The organism is Labrenzia sp. OB1, from assembly GCF_001624695.1.
Classification (GTDB): domain Bacteria; phylum Pseudomonadota; class Alphaproteobacteria; order Rhizobiales; family Stappiaceae; genus Roseibium.
Genome location: NZ_JSEP01000001.1, coordinates 89,827 through 106,904 on the forward strand (window position 1 = coordinate 89,827; position 17,078 = coordinate 106,904).

Annotated in this window: 16 protein-coding genes; 11 read left to right on the top strand and 5 right to left on the bottom strand. The window is 61.4% G+C overall.

Annotated features, from left to right (window positions below):
* Positions 1-65: 65 nt before the first annotated feature.
* The 3 genes from leuD to OA90_RS00415 are packed head-to-tail and all read right to left on the bottom strand — an operon-like array spanning position 66 to position 2,877.
* Complete coding sequence (gene leuD / locus OA90_RS00405; RefSeq protein ID WP_068405434.1) at positions 66-674, bottom strand: 3-isopropylmalate dehydratase small subunit; 609 nt, start codon at positions 672-674, stop codon at positions 66-68.
* The gene (gene leuC, locus OA90_RS00410) at positions 671-2,074 is read right to left on the bottom strand and encodes a 3-isopropylmalate dehydratase large subunit (RefSeq protein WP_068406528.1); all 1,404 of its coding nucleotides are present in this window, start codon (positions 2,072-2,074) and stop codon (positions 671-673) included. The genes leuD and leuC overlap by 4 nt, the downstream gene beginning before the upstream one ends.
* Positions 2,074-2,877 (bottom strand): GntR family transcriptional regulator, encoded by an 804-nt coding sequence (locus OA90_RS00415; protein ID WP_068405437.1) that lies wholly within the window; start codon positions 2,875-2,877, stop codon positions 2,074-2,076. Before OA90_RS00415 ends, leuC begins: the two co-directional genes overlap by 1 nt.
* A gap of 141 nt (positions 2,878-3,018) precedes the next feature.
* On the opposite strand from OA90_RS00415, the gene OA90_RS00420 reads away from it, so the two are divergent.
* The 9 genes from OA90_RS00420 to OA90_RS00460 all read left to right on the top strand — a co-directional run bounded on the left by OA90_RS00420 (position 3,019) and on the right by OA90_RS00460 (position 13,661).
* A complete protein-coding gene (locus OA90_RS00420; protein ID WP_068405440.1) occupies positions 3,019-3,582 on the top strand; it encodes a nuclear transport factor 2 family protein in 564 nt (187 codons plus the stop codon).
* Positions 3,579-5,276: a hydantoinase B/oxoprolinase family protein gene (locus OA90_RS00425; protein ID WP_068405443.1), complete on the top strand. Its 1,698-nt coding sequence runs from the start codon at positions 3,579-3,581 to the stop codon at positions 5,274-5,276. Before OA90_RS00420 ends, OA90_RS00425 begins: the two co-directional genes overlap by 4 nt.
* Positions 5,273-7,339, top strand: a complete 2,067-nt coding sequence (locus OA90_RS00430) for a hydantoinase/oxoprolinase family protein (RefSeq protein ID WP_068405447.1) — start codon at positions 5,273-5,275, stop codon at positions 7,337-7,339. The genes OA90_RS00425 and OA90_RS00430 overlap by 4 nt, the downstream gene beginning before the upstream one ends.
* On the top strand, positions 7,336-7,941 hold the full coding sequence (locus OA90_RS00435; protein ID WP_068405450.1) for an isochorismatase family cysteine hydrolase: 606 nt from the start codon (positions 7,336-7,338) through the stop codon (positions 7,939-7,941). Before OA90_RS00430 ends, OA90_RS00435 begins: the two co-directional genes overlap by 4 nt.
* On the top strand, positions 7,938-8,804 hold the full coding sequence (locus tag OA90_RS00440; RefSeq protein ID WP_068405453.1) for an isocitrate lyase/phosphoenolpyruvate mutase family protein: 867 nt from the start codon (positions 7,938-7,940) through the stop codon (positions 8,802-8,804). Before OA90_RS00435 ends, OA90_RS00440 begins: the two co-directional genes overlap by 4 nt.
* Complete coding sequence (locus OA90_RS00445; protein ID WP_068405456.1) at positions 8,785-10,182, top strand: FAD-dependent oxidoreductase; 1,398 nt, start codon at positions 8,785-8,787, stop codon at positions 10,180-10,182. Before OA90_RS00440 ends, OA90_RS00445 begins: the two co-directional genes overlap by 20 nt.
* A gap of 103 nt (positions 10,183-10,285) precedes the next feature.
* Positions 10,286-11,272 (top strand): sterol desaturase family protein, encoded by a 987-nt coding sequence (locus tag OA90_RS00450; protein WP_068405459.1) that lies wholly within the window; start codon positions 10,286-10,288, stop codon positions 11,270-11,272.
* A 21-nt stretch (positions 11,273-11,293) separates the two neighbouring features.
* Positions 11,294-12,718, top strand: a complete 1,425-nt coding sequence (locus tag OA90_RS00455; protein WP_068405464.1) for an MBOAT family O-acyltransferase — start codon at positions 11,294-11,296, stop codon at positions 12,716-12,718.
* The gene (locus tag OA90_RS00460) at positions 12,693-13,661 is read left to right on the top strand and encodes a hypothetical protein (protein ID WP_068405467.1); all 969 of its coding nucleotides are present in this window, start codon (positions 12,693-12,695) and stop codon (positions 13,659-13,661) included. The genes OA90_RS00455 and OA90_RS00460 overlap by 26 nt, the downstream gene beginning before the upstream one ends.
* Before the next feature lie 110 nt (positions 13,662-13,771).
* Here OA90_RS00460 and OA90_RS00465 read toward each other — a convergent pair whose 3' ends face one another.
* Positions 13,772-14,584, bottom strand: coding sequence for a MurR/RpiR family transcriptional regulator (locus OA90_RS00465; RefSeq protein WP_068405470.1), 813 nt, complete (start codon positions 14,582-14,584; stop codon positions 13,772-13,774).
* A gap of 174 nt (positions 14,585-14,758) precedes the next feature.
* On the opposite strand from OA90_RS00465, the gene OA90_RS00470 reads away from it, so the two are divergent.
* Complete coding sequence (locus OA90_RS00470) at positions 14,759-16,048, top strand: ABC transporter substrate-binding protein (RefSeq protein ID WP_068405473.1); 1,290 nt, start codon at positions 14,759-14,761, stop codon at positions 16,046-16,048.
* Here the strand turns inward: OA90_RS00470 and OA90_RS28440 are convergent.
* A complete protein-coding gene (locus OA90_RS28440) occupies positions 16,018-16,158 on the bottom strand; it encodes a hypothetical protein (RefSeq protein WP_156510337.1) in 141 nt (46 codons plus the stop codon). The genes OA90_RS00470 and OA90_RS28440 overlap by 31 nt on opposite strands.
* On the opposite strand from OA90_RS28440, the gene OA90_RS00475 reads away from it, so the two are divergent.
* Positions 16,157-17,077 carry a branched-chain amino acid ABC transporter permease gene (locus tag OA90_RS00475; protein ID WP_068405476.1) on the top strand — a complete coding sequence of 307 codons (921 nt, stop codon included), beginning with the start codon at positions 16,157-16,159 and terminating at the stop codon, positions 17,075-17,077. The genes OA90_RS28440 and OA90_RS00475 overlap by 2 nt on opposite strands.
* Position 17,078: the final 1 nt, after the last annotated feature.

Genomic DNA, 17,078 nt, shown 5'->3' on the forward strand with positions numbered 1-17,078 from the left:
CACTTTTGCGAAACGGGTTAGATCCCGTTCCCTCTTGTATTCGCGCGTAATCTGTTCGCGAAATTCTATGCATTCGCGGGTCGAACCCACGGGGCGCGCTGAAAGTGACTGCTCCGGAAGGAGGCAATCGTCTGCGCATGCGACCGGGTCAGGTCGATGTCGTCCCAGCCATTGATCAGCTTCGCGCCCTTTTCTGCCTCAAGCTCCAGTTCGATCTCCCGGCCGGCAATGAGAATGGTCCCGGCCATCAGGTCCACGCTCGCCATCACCGCTTCGCTGCCGAGCTCGGCCATCAGTTCCTCGACCACCTCGGCGTCCACGCGGGCGGGCAGCAGACCGTTGTTGATCGCATTGGCGAAGAAGATGTCTCCGAAGCTCGGCGCGACAACTGTCCGGATGCCCTGATCGACCAACGCATAGACGGCCCCCTCGCGGGAGGACCCGCAGCCGAAGTTGCGCCCGGCGACAAGCACACTGGCCTGCGGATGCCTGTTCAACGGGAATTCCGCAATCGGCGTGCCGTCACTCCGATGCCGGAGACCGTGAAGCAGATAGGGGCCATACCCCTGACTGCGCGGAACAGACATGAACTGCGCGGGGATCAATTGATCGGTGTCGACATTGTCCAGCGGCAACGCGACCGCAAGGCCATCGTGACGGGTCCATCCGCTCATGATCGCCCCTCCAGAAAGGGACGCACGTCCGTGATTTCTCCCGTAACGGCAGCCGCCGCGACCATGACGGGCGACATGAGATGCGTGCGCGCGCCGGGCCCCTGCCGTCCCTTGAAATTCCGGTTCGTCGTCGACGCGCAACGCTGACCTGCGCCGACCGTATCTCCGTTCATGCCGACGCACATGGAACAGCCCGAAGTAACCCATTGCAGGCCGGCAGCGGTGAAGATGCGATCGAGCCCCTCCTGCTCGGCCTGCAGTTTCACACTGCGTGACCCTGGCGAGACAATGCCAGGCACCTTTGCCTTGCGGCCACTAAGCACGGCCGCGGCGGAGCGCAGATCCTCGATCCGGCCATTGGTACACGATCCGATGAAAACCTGATCCACCGGCGTGCCCGAAATCGGCCGGCCGGGCACCAGGCCCATGTAGTCGAGTGCCTCACGCGCCCGGAATCTCTTGTGTTCCGGCAGGCGCTCGGGGTCAGGTACCGAAGCGGTCACCGGCAAGGCCTCCTCGGGGCTTGTTCCCCAGGTTACCGTCGGCGCAATTTCAGCTCCGTCAAGAACCACGTCCCTGTCGAACACGGCGTCATCGTCGCTTGCGAGCCGCAACCATTCCTCAATTGCATGCGACAACGCCTCGCCCTTGGGCGCGCGCGGCCGGTCGCGCAGATACGCGAAGGTCGTCTCATCGGGTGCCACCATTCCACACCGCGCCCCGCCCTCAATCGACAGATTGCAGAGCGTCATGCGCCCTTCCATGGTCAGGTCACGCACGGCTGAGCCGGCATATTCCACCGCATGGCCCTGGGCTGCATCGGCTCCCAGCTCGGCAATCCAGCTGAGCGCCATGTCCTTCGCGCCGACACCGGGCCCAAGCTTGCCGTCGATCGTTATCCGCATACGTTTCGGCTTCGACTGCCAGATGGTCTGCGTCGCCAGAACATGCGCGACGTCGGTCGCGCCGATGCCGAACGCAATCGCCCCGAATGCACCATGCGTCGAAGTATGGCTATCGCCGCAATTGATGGTCAGTCCGGGAAGCGTCAGCCCCTGCTCCGGCCCGATCACATGAACGATCCCCTGACGCGGGTCATCCAGATCAAAACACTCGACACCATGCGCCCTGGTGTTTTCCTTCACCGTGCGCACCATGCGCTGGATATCCTCGGAAGCCGTCGAAAGTGGCCCTTGTGTCGGCGCATAGTGGTCCACAACGCCAAAGGTCAGCTCCGGCTCCGCCACCTTGAGCCCGCGCGCGGCCAATTTCGCGAAAGCGTGATGTGAACCTTCGTGAACGAAATGCCGATCCACCCAAATCAAAGCCAAGCCGTTCGTGCCCGCCACGACGACATGTCGGTCCCAGACCTTGTCGAACAGGGTGGCTCGTGCGGACATCATGACCCTTCCTGCGCATCGGGTCCGATGACCGGCTCCCAGTGACGCGCGTCTTCCGCCCCCACGCGGGTCAGGGACATCTCAAGCCGGAACATGTCGGGCCGGTAATAGGCGGACAGATACTCGACCCCACGACCGGATGCGTCGCGCACCACCCTTTTCAACGACAGCAGAGCCGCACCGACGGACACCCCGAGCGCTTCGGCAACCTCGGGGGCTGCCAGAGTGGCAGAGACGCTCTGGTGAGCATTATCCACCTGCACACCGCTGCGCTCCAGCAACTGAAAGAGTGCCGTGGTCGCCAGATCGGCCTCGTCATAGTGAGAGGCAATTTCCTCGGGAACATGTGTGGTCAGATGTGAAAACGGCAAACCGTCGACCAGACGCACGCGCGTGGCCGTCTGGACCCGCGCTCCGGGCGCAAGATTGAGGGCGGCAGCCACCGCGGACGGCGCAGTCCCATAACCGAAGGACAGGAGGCGTGCCGTGGTATTGCGCCCCATTTCGACAAGTTGCGGCATCAGGGACGCGATGTCACCGGTGATCGGAGCAGCGGATTGCGAACGCGGACGCACGAACGAGCCCGCTCCGACGCGTTTTTCTATAAGGTCGTCGGCGGCCAGAGCTTCAAGCGCCCTGCGGACGGTGACCCGCGACACGCTATGGATTTCCGCCAGCTTCTGCTCGGCCGGAATGGGAGCACCCTCGGCGAGAACGCCGCTCGCCATTTCATCGCGCAACAACAGGTAAACCCTCCGGGCCTTGCCGCCTTCCGGCAAACATGTCTGTTGTTGCTCGCTCACGAAAAATCTCCTCGTATCAGGGGCTAACGGTAACCGCAGATTATGGAAAAGCAAGAACAAAGACCATTAATCTATCAAAAATTTGTCTTTTTAATATTCAAAATCTGTATTACAAAAAATACAAATAAACGGGAGACGACCGTGCCGAGCGTTCATGTGCACCTTATGGCGGGATACACACCTGCCGATAAAACCCGCCTGATGAAAGCCCTGAGTGAAGCGGTCCGATTTGTGGTGCCTGCCGCGCCCGAAGCCGTGAGCGTTTTCCTGAACGAGGTTCCCGCCTCCGACTACATGCGCGGCGGCACTCACCGCACACCGGCCCCTGCCCTTCAGGATCCCGCGGCGGTCGTTCTGGAATATCTGAAAGCCATGGAAGCACGCGACCTCAACAAGGCGCAGGCCCATCTCGGCGCGGACTTCAGGATGGTCTTTCCCGGTACCGGAGAAATGGAGACAATCGCGGAATTGATCGACTGGGCCAAGCCGCGCTATCGCTTCGTTAACAAGACCTACCAGGGCGTCGAGGCCTTTCAGGGCGAGACCGGCGCAATCGTCTATACGCGCGGCACACTGTCAGGCGAATGGCCGGACAGTTCGCATTTCTCCGGCATTCGTTTCATCGACCGGTTCGAGGTGACAGACAACAAGATCACACGACAGGACGTGTGGAACGACATCGCCGAAACCAAGGGCAAAGCATGACAGACCAGGCCATCAACCCGATCACGCTGGCGGTTCTCGCCGGGCGCATGGAGCAGATAACGGACGAAATGGACGCGACCCTGTTTCGCGCCGCCTTCAATCCGATCATCGCCGAAGCCCATGACGCGAGCCATGGCCTTTATCACGCCGCCACCGGCGACACTCTGGTACAGGGCAAGTCGGGTCTGCCGATCTTCGTCGGCGTCATGAGCTTCGCGGTCAGGGCGGTGATCGAAAAGGCCGCCGCCGACGGCGATCTTGCCGATGGCGACATCTATATTTTCAATGACGCCCATCTCGGTGGCACCCATTTGAGCGACATGCGTCTGGTGCGTCCCTATTTCCGTGATGGCCGGCTGTTCTGCTATCTCGCCTCCGTCGGACACTGGCATGACGTGGGCGGGGCCGTTCCGGGCAACTACAATCCGGCAGCGACGGAGGCCTTCCAGGAAGCCTTCATCCTGCCGCCGGTGCGCATCGCCCGCAAAGGGGTCCTGCAGCAGGACATCATCGACATCCTCATGCGCAACACCCGTCTGCCGCAATCCGCCATGGGCGATCTCAACGGTCAGCTCGGCGCGCTCGATCTGGGCACACGACGCCTTGACGAACTTCTCGACGAATATGGGGCCGGCACCGTCTCCGCAGCGCTTGACGCCCTTGGAGATCGCGCGGAGACCCTGATGCGTTCGGAAGTCGCGGCCTTGCCAGACGGCCGATGGGAGGCGGAAGACTTCCTCGACAATGACGGCATCATGGACACACCGCTTCCGATCCGTGTCGCCCTGGAAATCCGGGGCGACCGGTTGACGCTCGATTTTGCGGGAACGGCTGCGGCGACCGCCGGGCCTGTCAACATTGCCCTGCCCACGGCCGTGGCCTGTTGCTATGTCGCCATCAAGCACATCTTTCCGGACCTGCCGGCCAATGCCGGCGTCATGCGTCCGGTCGAGATAAAGGTCCCGGACGAGTCCTTGCTGGCCGCCAAGTTCCCCGCACCTGTCGGGGGCTACACGGAAACCATATTGCGGATGATCGACGTGATCTTTTCCGCTGCCGCCAAGGCCGTTCCAGAACGGGTCGTCGCCAATGCCTACGGCACCATCAACGCCCTGTCGATTGCAGGAAAGCGGGCGAACGGCCAGCCCTGGGTGATGTTCAGTTTCTATGGCGGCGGCCATGGAGGATCGGCAGAAGGCGACGGCCTGAACCACGGCAACGCACCGATCTCGACCGCGACCATCCCGCCACTGGAAATCCTGGAGGCTGCCTATCCGGTCATGTTCCGGCAATGGGCCCTGCGCCCGGACAGCGCGGGCGCCGGCACGCACAGCGGCGGACTGGGCGCCACCTACGAGATCGAGCTGCTTGAGGAACAAGCCGAAGCGTTCCTGTTCGGTGAACGTGGACGCTTCCCTCCCAAAGGCGTGGCCGGCGGCGCAAGCGCCGCCACCAATGTCTTCAGTTACGAGCAGGAAGATGGCTGGCATCACCCGCCCATGGCCTCAAAAATGCGCGGCATCAGGCTGAAGAAGGGCCAGAGGGTACAACTGATGACCCCGGGTGGCGGCGGCTACGGACCGCCCGATAAACGCGATCCCGCGGCCGTCGCCCGCGACGTGGCGCAGGGCTATGTCAGCTCCGAAGCGGCCAACAAGATCTATGGCACTGCCTGGCAGGAGGCGGAGCAATGAGCAAGATGATCGGAGTCGATGTCGGCGGCACCTTTACCGACGTTTTCCTGCTCGACGAAACCACCGGCGCCGCCCGGGTCGCCAAAGTCCCGACCACGCGGCCGGACCAGTCCGGCGGATTTCTGGAAGGCATCGGCCGACAGGTCACCGATCTGGCGGATGTCGGCGCGGTGGTTCACGGAACGACGGCCGGAACGAATGCCCTTCTGGAACGCAAAGGCGCGAAGATCGGCGTGATCACCACCGAAGGTCTCAGGGACGTCCTCGAAATGCGCCGCCGCGACCGGCCGAGAACCTGGGGCTTGCGCGGCAATTTCGAACCGGTCGTATCCCGCGATCTTCGGCTGGAGGTTCCCGAACGGACCCTTGCCGACGGCACGATCCGCACCCCGGTCGATCTTGAGGCCGTACGTGCCACCGCAACCGAGCTTCTGGACAAGGGCTGCGAGGCGGTCGCGGTCCTGTTCGCCAACGCCTACGCAAACCCGGAAAACGAGGCCCGCGCGGTCGCGGCCGTGCGGGATCTGTGGCCGAACCCGCATGTGTCCTGCTCCTCCGAAATCCTGCCGGAAATCCGGGAATACGAGCGTTTCTCGACCACGGCGCTGAATGCCTACCTTCAGCCGGAAGTGAGCGGTTATCTGGACCGTCTGGACACTGCCCTGCGCAAGGGCGGTTTTGCCGGCGAGTTCATGATCGTCCAGTCCAACGGCGGGGTGATGGACACGGCCACGGCCTGCCGCCTGCCGGTCCGCACCGCTCTCAGCGGTCCCGCGGCAGGTGTGATCGCAGCCGGCTACATCGCCCAGACGGCAGGCTTTCCGGATGTGATCACCGGGGATATGGGTGGAACCAGCTTCGACGTTTCCCTGATTGCCGGTGGCAACAGCGTCCTCAGCCCGCAGACATCGATCGACTTCGGCATGGTGGTGCGCACGCCCATGATCGAGATCACCACGATCGGTGCGGGTGGTGGCTCCATTGCCTGGGTCGACAAGGGCGGTCTCCTGAACATCGGGCCGGAAAGTGCCGGCTCGACACCCGGCCCGGTCGCCTACGGCCAGGGCAACACCCGTCCCACCGTGACCGACGCCAATGTCGTCCTCGGCCGCATCGATCCGGATCGCCCGATCGGCGGCAAGCTCGACCGGCTCGATGTGGAAGCCGCTGCGAAAGCCATTGACGAACATGTCGGCAAGCCGCTGGGACTGGGCACCCTGGAAGCCGCTGAAGCCATCCTGACGGTCGCCAATTCCCGCATGGCCGGAGCGATCCGGCTGGTCAGCATCGAGCGCGGTTTCGATCCGAAGCGGTTCGCCTTCATGCCCTTCGGCGGTGGCGGGGCCCTTCATGCGGGCGCCATGCTCAACGAGGTCGGTATCGGCCGGGCCATCGTACCGCGCTATCCCGGCGTCACGAGCGCTCTGGGCTGCGTCATCGCGGACATGCGTCAGGATTTCGTCCAGACGGTGAATACGCTGATCTCGGCGGTCGACCCGGCATCGCTGACCGAAATCATACAGCGCCATGTGGACGACGGCATGGCCCTGCTGGACGCCGCAGGAACCAAATTCGAAGCACGGGAAACCGTGTTCGAACTCGACATGGCATATGTCGGCCAGACCCACACCGTGGCCGTCCCGCTGCCAGTCGCAATCCGGAATGGCAAGGTCGTCACCCCGTCAAGGAAAGAGATCGAAAGCGCATTCGACACCGCTTATCACGGCACCTACGGTCGGCTTTTGCCCGATGGGGTTCGCCGCCTCATGAACCTTCGCAGTTCGGTCATCGGGCGGCGTCCGAAATTCGATCTGGCCACATTGGCCCCAACTACCGGCGGAGACGCGGAAGAGACTTGCACCGGCACCCGCCGCGTTCATTTCGGTGACACATGGCACGACACGAAGATCTACGACCGGCTTGCCCTGCCCGTCGGTGAATGTATCGACGGGCCCGCAATTCTGGTACAGCCGGATACCACCGTGCTCATCGAACCGGGTCTGACTGGCCGTGTCGATGACTACGGCAACACCATCATCACCCGTGTGGAGGAGAGCGCATGACAGAGACCCTCAATCCCTCCCGGACCGCTCTGCTGACCATCGATCTGCAGAACGATTTCCTGCATCCCGAAGGGGCCTATGGCCGCGCCGGACAGACCGCAGAGAGCATCACCGCCCTGCCCGCCCGGGTCCGCCCCGTCGTGGATGCCCTGAGGGCGCGCGAAGGAACCTTTGTCTCCGCGCAGTTCACCCTTGTGCCCGGACCCGGCGGCGAACCGTTGATCGCGCCGCACCTGAAGAAACTGCGCCCTTTCCTCGGCAAAGGCGACTTCGCTCCTGGAGCGTTCGGCCACTCCCTGGTGGATGCCCTGGTACCGGCCGACTATGTGGTCGAAAAGGTGGCCTATTCGGCCTTCTACCAGACGCGTCTGGAATATATCCTGAGAGCACTTGGGATCGACACGCTGATCATCGGCGGGATCGTCACCAACGGAGGGGTCGCGTCGACCGTCCGCGATGCGCATCTTCGCAACATTCACACAATCCTCCTAAGCGATGGATGCGCGGCCTTCAGGCAGGAAGTCCATGAGGCAACGCTTGTGTCCCTCGGGTCCGTCACCGACGTCATGACCTGCGCCCAGGCAGTGGAGATGCTCTCATGAGTCTCAAACGCCGACTTCACCAGGACCGGATCCTGACCGCCCCCGGTGTCTACGACGGGCTGACCGCCGCGATAGCCGCGGAAGCCGGCTTCGAGGCACTCTACCTGTCTGGCGCAGCGGTCGCCTACACCCGCCTGGGCCGGCCGGACATCGGTCTGACCTCCGTCACGGAAATGGCCGACACGATGGCCCTGATCCGCGACCGGGTCGACCTGCCGGTCATCATCGATGCCGATACCGGGTTCGGCAATGCGCTGAACGCGCAGCGCACCATGCGCCTTTATGAACGCGCCGGTGCCAACGCACTCCAGATCGAGGATCAGACTTCTCCCAAGAGATGCGGGCACCTGGCGGACAAGTCCCTGATCTCCACGGAAGAAATGGCCGGAAAAATCGCGGCCATGGCCGATGCGCGCGCCAGCGAGGAAACCCTGATCATTGCCCGTACCGACGCAATCGCGGTCGAAGGCTTCGAGGCAGCGATCGAACGGGCCGAACGCTACGTGGAGGCAGGAGCCGATGCGCTCTTCATCGAGGCACCGCGATCAGGCGCGGAACTGGAGCAAGTCGCCGCCCGTTTCGCAAAGCGGATACCCCTTCTTGCCAACATGGTCGAAGGCGGCAGCACGCCGATCTCGTCCGCTCAGGACCTTGAGGCTGCCGGCTTTTCGATCGTCATCTTCCCCGGAGGGATCGTCAGGGCCCTGGCGCGCACCGCAGTCGCCTACTACGAGAGCCTGCACCAGCATGGCTCCAACCGCCCGTTCTCCGACCGGATGTTCGATTTTGCAGGTTTGAACGGTCTCATCGGTACGGACAAAATGCTGGAGACAGGCAAGCGCTATGACGGCTCCGGAGACTGAGCCCGCCGTCCTGCCGCCGCAGGAAACGGACTTCGATGTCGAAACACTGATCATCGGCGCCGGAGCCTGCGGCATGGTCGCGGCCCTTGCTGCCCGAGAGGCCGGTCAGGAGGTTCTGGTTCTGGAAGCCGACGCGGCCGCCTCCGGCTCCACCGCGCTTTCCGCCGGCCTGATTCCGGCCGCCGGCACACGCTTTCAAGCAGACGCCGGCATTGGCGACACGCCGGAACATTTCGCTGAGGACATTCAGGCCAAGGCCAAGGGCGAGAACGATCAGGCGCTTGTCGATGCACTGGCGCAAGGGTCGGCCCCTGCAATAGAGTGGCTGGCGGAGCAATACGGCCTGCCCTTTTCCGTCGTCTCCGATTTTGACTATCCGGGCCATTCCCGCCGCCGCATGCACGGCCTGCCGACCCGGTCCGGTCAGGAACTCGTGGACCGTTTGCGCAGCGCCTGCGAAAGCCGGGAGATAGACATCATCTGCAAGCGGCGCGTCAGGACACTTTTTGCCGACGGCCGCCGGATCACCGGCGTCATCGCGACACGCGGCGATGGCGGCCAGGAGCGCATCGGCTGCAGGCGCCTGATCCTTGCCTGCAACGGCTTCGGCGGCAACCGCAAGCTCGTGCGTGAGCACATGCCCGACATCGCCGACGCGCTCTGGTTCGGCCACGAAGGCAACCGGGGCGAGGTTCTGGGCTGGGCCTCGCAACTGGGCGCGGCCACCCGGCATCTCGGCGCCTACCAGGGACATGGCAATGTCGCCCATCCGAACGGTATCCTGATCACCTGGGCCGTGATCACCGCGGGCGGTGTTCAGGTCAACATCAACGCACGGCGATTCTGGAACGAGAGCCTGGGATATTCCGAAGCCGCGCGCCGGGTGCTGTCACAGTCCGGCGGCCTTGCCTGGACGATCTTCGATGGCCGCATCGCCGACATCGCCCGCCAGTTCGCCGATTTCAAGAACGCCGAAGCCCAGGGAGCCATAAGGCAGGACGCGACAATCGCCGAACTGGCCCGGGCTTGCGGCCTCGATCCCGACGTGCTGGAGGCCACGCTAACCTCTCTGCCAAAAGAGGGCCAAGACAAATTCGGCCGCCACTTCACCGGCCCAACACTGACACCGCCCTATTGCGCTGTGAAGGTCACCGGAGCCCTGTTCCACACCCAGGGCGGACTGGACGTCGCTCCCGACGGACAGGTACGCGGCACGGACGGCACACTGTTTCCGAACCTTTATGCAGCCGGCGGCGCGGCCAGCGGCGTATCGGGCAGCGCCGACAGCGGCTACCTCTCCGGCAATGGCCTCCTCAGCGCAATTGTTCTGGGACGTGCTGCGGGCGCAAGTCAGGTGTCTGTTCAATTTGAGCGTTAAAGGATCCGGTAGATCCGGAAGATTGCAAACATAGGTAACTTTTCCTTGATTGTTACCAACGATAATTGCCCGGTTCCTGTCATCGGCGTCCGGACCCGGTCCTATGAATGTCATCGAACTAACGTACAATTACGTCGTGACGGCTTTCACCAGTCTGCTGAGCACATTCGTCACGCCGAGCAGCTTTCTCAGTGCCGGACCGCTGATTGTTGCTTTTCTGATCGCGTTTGCCGTTGTTTACGTGCGTATGGCCTTGCGGGCGGGCAACTGGCTCGTGAACCCTGTGAAAATGCTGCGGATGCTGTTCCCGAAACGGATCTTTTTCCACCATTCGGCCCGGATGGATTACCTTGTTCTTCTGATCAACAACGGATTTTTGTTCTTCCTGACTCTATCGCTGGTGCTGACGCCGGCTTTCATAGCGGAAACAATATTCTGGGCGGGAAATGAATTCGGCGGAATATCGGCGACGGGTGAGACAACCTTGGCGCACCGGATCGCCTTCACGATAGTCCTGGTCCTCGCCTGGGACTTCGGTGCGACCTACGCCCACTATCTGAAACACAAGGTTCCGCTGTTGTGGGAGTTTCACAAGGTCCATCACAGCGCGGAAGTCATGACCCCCGTCACCGCTCTGCGCCGTCACCCGGTCGACATGCTCGTCGGCAGTCTGGTGACGACCCTGTCGCTTGGCGTTGCCACGGGGCTCTGGTTCGTGACCGTAGGAAAGGGAACCGAGGCCATCACGATTTTCGGTGCCTGGGCAGGCATCTATGTCTGGCGGCTGCTCGGTTACAATTTGCGCCATTCGCACATCTGGATTTCCTACGGCGATTTCTGGAACAGGGTATTCATCTCGCCGGCACAGCACCAGATTCATCACAGCACCGAAGAGATGCATTACGACAAGAATTTCGGGCACATTTTTTCATTTTGGGACGCCATGTTCGGGACGCTCTATCTGCCGAGGCACGAAGAGCGCGTCCGCTTCGGCATCGATGAGGATGAAATGGAGGACTTCCGTTCCCTGGGCGGCGTCTACCTGTCTCCGATCCGCAAGTCGCTGACCTATTTCAGTTCAAACCGGTAACAGCCGGATGTCGGGTCCCCCTTGCTATTCAGCTCTCTAACCTTTCTGGCAGGTTTCCTTCCGATCGTGCTCGCCGGGACGTTCCTGTTGCGCCGCTTCGCGGGCACAGGCACGGTATTGCTGTTCCTGCTGGTCTCGTCACTTGTTTTCTATTCCTGGATGTTCCCGGCATATCTTTTTCTGCTGACCGGGTCGGTCCTGGCGAACTACCTGCTTGCCCGCAAGCTGTCCACGCGCCCGGGCAAGCCCCTCCTGTGGTTAGGCATCGGCTTGAATCTCGGTTTGCTCGGCTGGTTCAAATACGCTCTTTTCTTCACGGAAACGCTGGCTGTCCTGACAGGCCATCCCTTCAACCTTCCGGATATCCTGCTACCGCTTGCCATTTCCTTTTTCACATTCCAGCAGATCGCTTATCTGGTTGACGTGTTCCAGGGGAAGACCCGTCCGGGAAATGTGCTGGAATACGCCTTCTTCATCTGCTTTTTCCCGCAGCTTATCGCCGGACCGATTGTCCATCACAAGCAGATCATTCCACAACTGCAATTGCCTGCGTTCGCACGGTTCCACAGCCAGGACCTTCTTGCGGGCATGCTTCTGTTCGCGCTGGGTCTGGCAAAGAAAGTGTTACTGGCCGATTCCTTCCGTCATGGTGCGGATCGTCTTTTCGACGTCGACGCTCTGGGGCTCGAACCCAGTCTCGCCGAGGCCTGGCTGGGCATGGTCTGCTACAGTTTCCAGATATACTTCGACTTCTCCGGCTATTCGGACATGGCTGTCGGACTGGGAAGGATGTTCGGGATACGCCTTCCGATAAACTTCTTCTCACCTTACAAGGCGAGCAGCATCATCGACTTCTGGCGGCGCTGGAATATTACCCTGTCGCAGTTCCTCAGGGACTATCTCTATATTCCGCTCGGCGGAAACCGACACGGCCGCGTGATGCGATACGTCAATCTGTTCATCGTGATGCTGCTGGGAGGTCTCTGGCATGGCGGTAGCTGGACATTCGTCGTCTGGGGCGGCTTGCATGGCCTTTATCTTTGCGTGAATCATGCATGGCGCAACTATACGAGGCTGCCTCTACCGCACCCGGTCGCGGTATCGGTGACCTTTCTTGCTGTCCTGATTGCCTGGGTCTTCTTTCGCGCCGACAGTTTCTCCAGCGCCTCCAACATCCTTGCGGTCATGAGCGGTTTCGGAACGGTGCCTGCGATAAGCTTTTCCGTTTTCAGGGACTTCTTCTGGATAGTGCCTTATTTGCTGGCCGGCTTTGCCGTCGTCTGGTTCGTGCCCAATTCGATTGAACTCGTCTCCAGACTGGAGGGGAACCGGATGACCTGGCTGCAGTCCCGGGCATTCACGATTTCGGCAGCAATTCTTGCGATACTCTCCGTATTCAGCGTCTTTTCCAAGGGGACATATGAATTCCTCTATTTCCAATTCTGATGCCCGTGCGTCTCTGACGGTGTTCTTCACCGTACTCCTTTCCGGTTTGCTGCTTGCTGTTGCAAGCGAATGGCTGCTGCGCCGGGAAGTTCTGCCGCAAGACGATTTCTCGGCGCATAAACGGCTGTTCCAGAACGCAGACCAGCGCGACGCCGCATTCGGTGACAGTCATGTCGCAAGAGGATTGGTTCCGAAATCCGGTGCCGTAAATCTCGCATATCCCTCAGAAGGGATCGCCCATATCGCTCTGAAGGCACGTGCCTACTTCGCTGACAAAACACCCGCCACGGTCCTCCTCCCCGCAGATCCTCATCTGTTTTCGTCCTACCGCCTCGAGAACCGGCCGCACCCCGATTATCTCGACGAGTTGAACAGCTCTGCCGATCCGCCCTGGGACAAACTGCTCATCCTGGATCCGCGTTACCGCAGCAGGCTGGCCCAGCTTTGGCTGCGCTATTTGCTATCGGGGGGCGAACTGGTTTCGAAAGTCGAAATCCTTCCGAATGGCGCCATGCTGTCACCTGGAGATCTGTCCGCGCCAGACAGCGGTTGGCGGGCATACGCAAGTCGCGACCGCGTCAGGTTGCACAGGACCGGCGCAAGCAAGCAGGTCGAAGCGGAAAAGCGGATCTTTAGCCGTTTGCTGGACGACCTTGCCGAAAAGGGAGCGCGAATCTGCCTCGTCACCTTTCCCCTTTCTCCCGATTACCGGAGCGCCATGAAGGCGACCTATTCAGATCAGGAACGATCGGACTGGCACGAGAGCCTCGCATTTTTTGACGCCGAGGCCAGGCGCGTGGGCGGACGCTACGTGAACCTGCACGCAGAGGTGCAGGACCGGGCTCTCTTCCGGGACGTGGACCACCTCAATTCACGAGGCGCTCTTATCTACTCGAAGGAAATCAACCGTCGATGCTCGGAAATCCCGGCGGCAGACTCGTAAGCCGGAATGAACCATCGCGTTTATACCTGACGCAATTGACGGAAGCCTTGTTGAACATCGGATCGATGCCGTCCTGAGCCTTCACTTCGCCAACCTGAACGCAAAGGGCTTTATGGCCTGGTCACGCCTTCGGCGAGGGTTTGTATCAGGGCGACAGCACCGGAGATTGGCTGCAGGCGGCTCGTGGTGTCCGCCCCCAGCAGCAGGGAGACCTCTGCATATCTGGCAAGCGGACTTTCGCTCCTGTCGGTCAGGCAGACGATCCTGCGGCCCGAGACATGTGCGTCCAGCACCGCATCCACCACATGCTTGGAGTAGGGTGAAAAGGCAATCGCGAACAGGATGTCGTTGTTGGCAAGCGTTGCGATCTGCGGTCCGGCCATGCCTCCGGCGAAATCCAGCAAACTGCAGGACCGTTCCCCCCGCAACAGGCAATAGTGCAGGTAGTCGGCAATCGGCCGCGACCGGCGCAGACCCGCGATATAGATATGTCGGGCTCCCCGCAGCATCTGGACAGCCTTGTTAAGAGCCTCCAGATCACAGTCCTTTTCCAGGTTCTTCAGGCTTTCCAGATGGGCTGCGATGCACTGGCCAAGATCGGCCTTTATATCGCCCGGCGCCCCGTCCCTGTCGTGTTCCAGCACTTGCTCGCGGATGTCCGCATTGCCCTCGATGAGACGCTGGCGGAAAACTTTCTGCAGGTCCGAAAAACCGGTGTAACCGAATTCCTTGGCGAAACGGATCAGCGTCGAAGGCTGGATGCCAAGCGACTCCGCGATCACCGGCGTGGTGTTGAGCGCGAAGCTGTTGGGCGCCTCCAGCGAGGCGCGCGCAATGCGTTGAAGATGCGGGCTCAGATCTGAAAAACGGTCTCGAATCCGTTGCCGGAGGGCATCGAACGTCTCTGGGGCCATATAGGTCATGTGCGGTAAATCTCTGATTCACATGTTTGAATTTTTTTTCAAATTAGGAGAAAATTATTTCATTGACAATCATTGAAAATATTTTCACCCTTTTTGACACGGCGTTCAAATTGCTTGGAGGAGGAGTTCGAACACCGGCACCCGGCCCTGCGGGGCCGCTGATGGGAGGATCAGATGTCTAATTCGAGAATATCGCGGCGCGCGCTCCTGGGAACGGCTGCCGCTGCCGGCGGTTTGACTGCCTTTGCCGGCCCCTGGAAACACAACAGGGTCTGGGCGCAAGCCACAGACAAGCCGATCAGGATCGGCATCACGTCCGATGCGAGTGGTCAATACGCCAATTCCGGCGCGAGCGATCGCCGCGGCATGATGATGGCGATTTCCGAGGTCAATGACCGTGGCGGTGTGCTCGGCCGCAAGATCGAAGTCACGCATATCGATACGGAGACCACCCCGGCAACCGGCTCGCGTGTGGCGGAACGGCTGATCAGCCGCGAGGACTGCGGCTTCCTGGTCGGCGCCGTCAGTTCCGGCGTCGCCAATGCCATCAGCCAGGTGGCCCAGCGCAACGGCGTGATCTACCTGAACACCAATTCGTCCTCACCAACCGAAAGCGGCAAGAACTGCCACCGGGTGAAATTCGTCTGGGACGGCAATGGAACCAACTTCGCCAAGGCCGCCGTTCGCAATTCGATCGACGCCTATGGCGGCAAGGTTCTGCTGCTGACCAATGATTACGTCTGGGGGCATGACACCGCGAAATCGACCCGTGCCCTGGTCGAGCAATATGGCGGTGAAATCGTCGACGAGATCCTGATCCCGCAAGGCACCCGCGACTTCTCGGCGGCCCTGTTGAAGATCCAGCAGGACAACCCGGCCGTGGTTGCCGCCGCCGTCGGTGGAGACGACCAGATCGCCCTGCGCCAGCAGGTCGCCCAGCTCGGCATGGGGGCCAAGCCCGCCTGGATCAACAACCAGCAGGACTGGCCGGATGTCTACGGCCTGCCGCTCGACAACCTGTTCGGCGTGTTCGGGACCACCTGGTACTACGGCCTCGACCTGCCCGGCGTGAAGGAATTCGTGGAACGCTACCAGGCCATGTACCCCGACACCTCGATGCGTGTTCCGGGCAACGTGTTCTACAACGGCTACATGGCGACCAGCGAATTGCTGAAGGCCATTGAGCGCGCCGGATCCACGAACAACATCGCGATCATCAAGGAGCTTGAAGGTCACGTCATGCCGGCAGCCGAACGCATGCAGCACGACGACGCGGTGATCGACCCGCTCACCCACCAGGTCCAGCAGTCTATCTATCTGGCAACGGCGAACGACGAGCCGAGGGATGAGAACGACATGTTCAAGATCCTGACGCAGTCGAGCCCGCAGGACGTGCGCGACGAAGGGGCTCTCGAAGCCTGCAAGCTGGAAAGCTACGAGGACACGCCGACCTTCGACGCGTGACCGCCACTGCGCAGTTCATCCCCGGCCCGGACCATCGCTTGTTCGGGCCCGGGAGAAATCCAGACCTCCTCGCGTCCGGTCTCCGGGACGCCTTCAGATACGGGCGACATGATCGAGCTCCTGCCCCACATCGTCAACGGCCTCACCCTCGGACTTCTGTTCGCGCTCATTGCGCTTGGCTTCACGCTGATCGTCGGGGTCATGGAAGTCATCAATCTTGCCCATGGATCCCTCTTTGCGCTCGGCGCTTATTTCGCCCTGGCGACCATAGGTGGCGACTGGTTCGCGAGTACGGAATTCGGCATCTGGTGGCTGGGTCTCCCCATCGGAACACGTTATGCCACCGCGCTCGCGGTGGGTCCGCTTCTGGCGGCCGCTTCCGGCATGGCGATCGAACTCTGCCTGCGGCCAACTTATGGCAAGGCCCCGCTCTACGGCCTGCTTCTGACATTCGGCGCGGCCCTCGTGGTGGAAGAAGTCATCCGCCTTGTCTGGGGAACCGGCGAACAAAACCTCTCCGTTCCGCAAGCCATCAACGGCGCGTTCCTGATGGGCGGGTTGATCTTCTCCAAATACAAGTTCTTCGCCGCAGCCTTCGCGCTTGCCGCCATCGCCCTGGTCTGGGTGTTCCTGGAGCGCACGCCCTATGGCGCGATCATCAAGGCGGGAAGCCACGACAGCGAAATGGTGCGGGCACTTGGATACGACCTGTCCAAATTGCGGCTTCTGGTCTTCGGCTTCGGCGCGGCCCTCGCCGGTCTGGCCGGAATAATACTGGCGCCGATCTGGGGACTCCGGCCGCATATCGGGCTGGACGTGGTGATCCCGGCCTTTCTGATCATCGTGATCGGCGGCGTTGGAAGTTTCTGGGGCGCGGTGCTGGCCGCCCTTCTCGTCGGAATGTCCGTCGGCATCACCGGAGCCTATGCACCGGCCTGGTCGATGATGTCGATGTATCTGCTGCTCATCGCCGTTGTCGGATTTCGCGCCCGCGGTCTGCTGGGTCGCAAGAGCGCCTTGGAGAATTGAA

Bases quoted from the DNA above. Each gene is read 5' to 3' on its own strand.
- leuD (WP_068405434.1), bottom strand. From the start codon at position 674: ATGAGCGGATGGACCCGTCACGATGGCCTTGCGGTCGCGTTGCCGCTG.
- leuC (WP_068406528.1), bottom strand. From the start codon at position 2,074: ATGTCCGCACGAGCCACCCTGTTCGACAAGGTCTGGGACCGACATGTC.
- OA90_RS00425 (WP_068405443.1), top strand. From the start codon at position 3,579: ATGACAGACCAGGCCATCAACCCGATCACGCTGGCGGTTCTCGCCGGG.
- OA90_RS00430 (WP_068405447.1), top strand. From the start codon at position 5,273: ATGAGCAAGATGATCGGAGTCGATGTCGGCGGCACCTTTACCGACGTT.
- OA90_RS00435 (WP_068405450.1), top strand. From the start codon at position 7,336: ATGACAGAGACCCTCAATCCCTCCCGGACCGCTCTGCTGACCATCGAT.
- OA90_RS00440 (WP_068405453.1), top strand. From the start codon at position 7,938: ATGAGTCTCAAACGCCGACTTCACCAGGACCGGATCCTGACCGCCCCC.
- OA90_RS00445 (WP_068405456.1), top strand. From the start codon at position 8,785: ATGACGGCTCCGGAGACTGAGCCCGCCGTCCTGCCGCCGCAGGAAACG.
- OA90_RS00450 (WP_068405459.1), top strand. From the start codon at position 10,286: ATGAATGTCATCGAACTAACGTACAATTACGTCGTGACGGCTTTCACC.
- OA90_RS00460 (WP_068405467.1), top strand. From the start codon at position 12,693: ATGAATTCCTCTATTTCCAATTCTGATGCCCGTGCGTCTCTGACGGTG.
- OA90_RS00465 (WP_068405470.1), bottom strand. From the start codon at position 14,584: ATGACCTATATGGCCCCAGAGACGTTCGATGCCCTCCGGCAACGGATT.
- OA90_RS00470 (WP_068405473.1), top strand. From the start codon at position 14,759: ATGTCTAATTCGAGAATATCGCGGCGCGCGCTCCTGGGAACGGCTGCC.
- OA90_RS00475 (WP_068405476.1), top strand. From the start codon at position 16,157: ATGATCGAGCTCCTGCCCCACATCGTCAACGGCCTCACCCTCGGACTT.
- OA90_RS28440 (WP_156510337.1), bottom strand. From the start codon at position 16,158: ATGTCGCCCGTATCTGAAGGCGTCCCGGAGACCGGACGCGAGGAGGTC.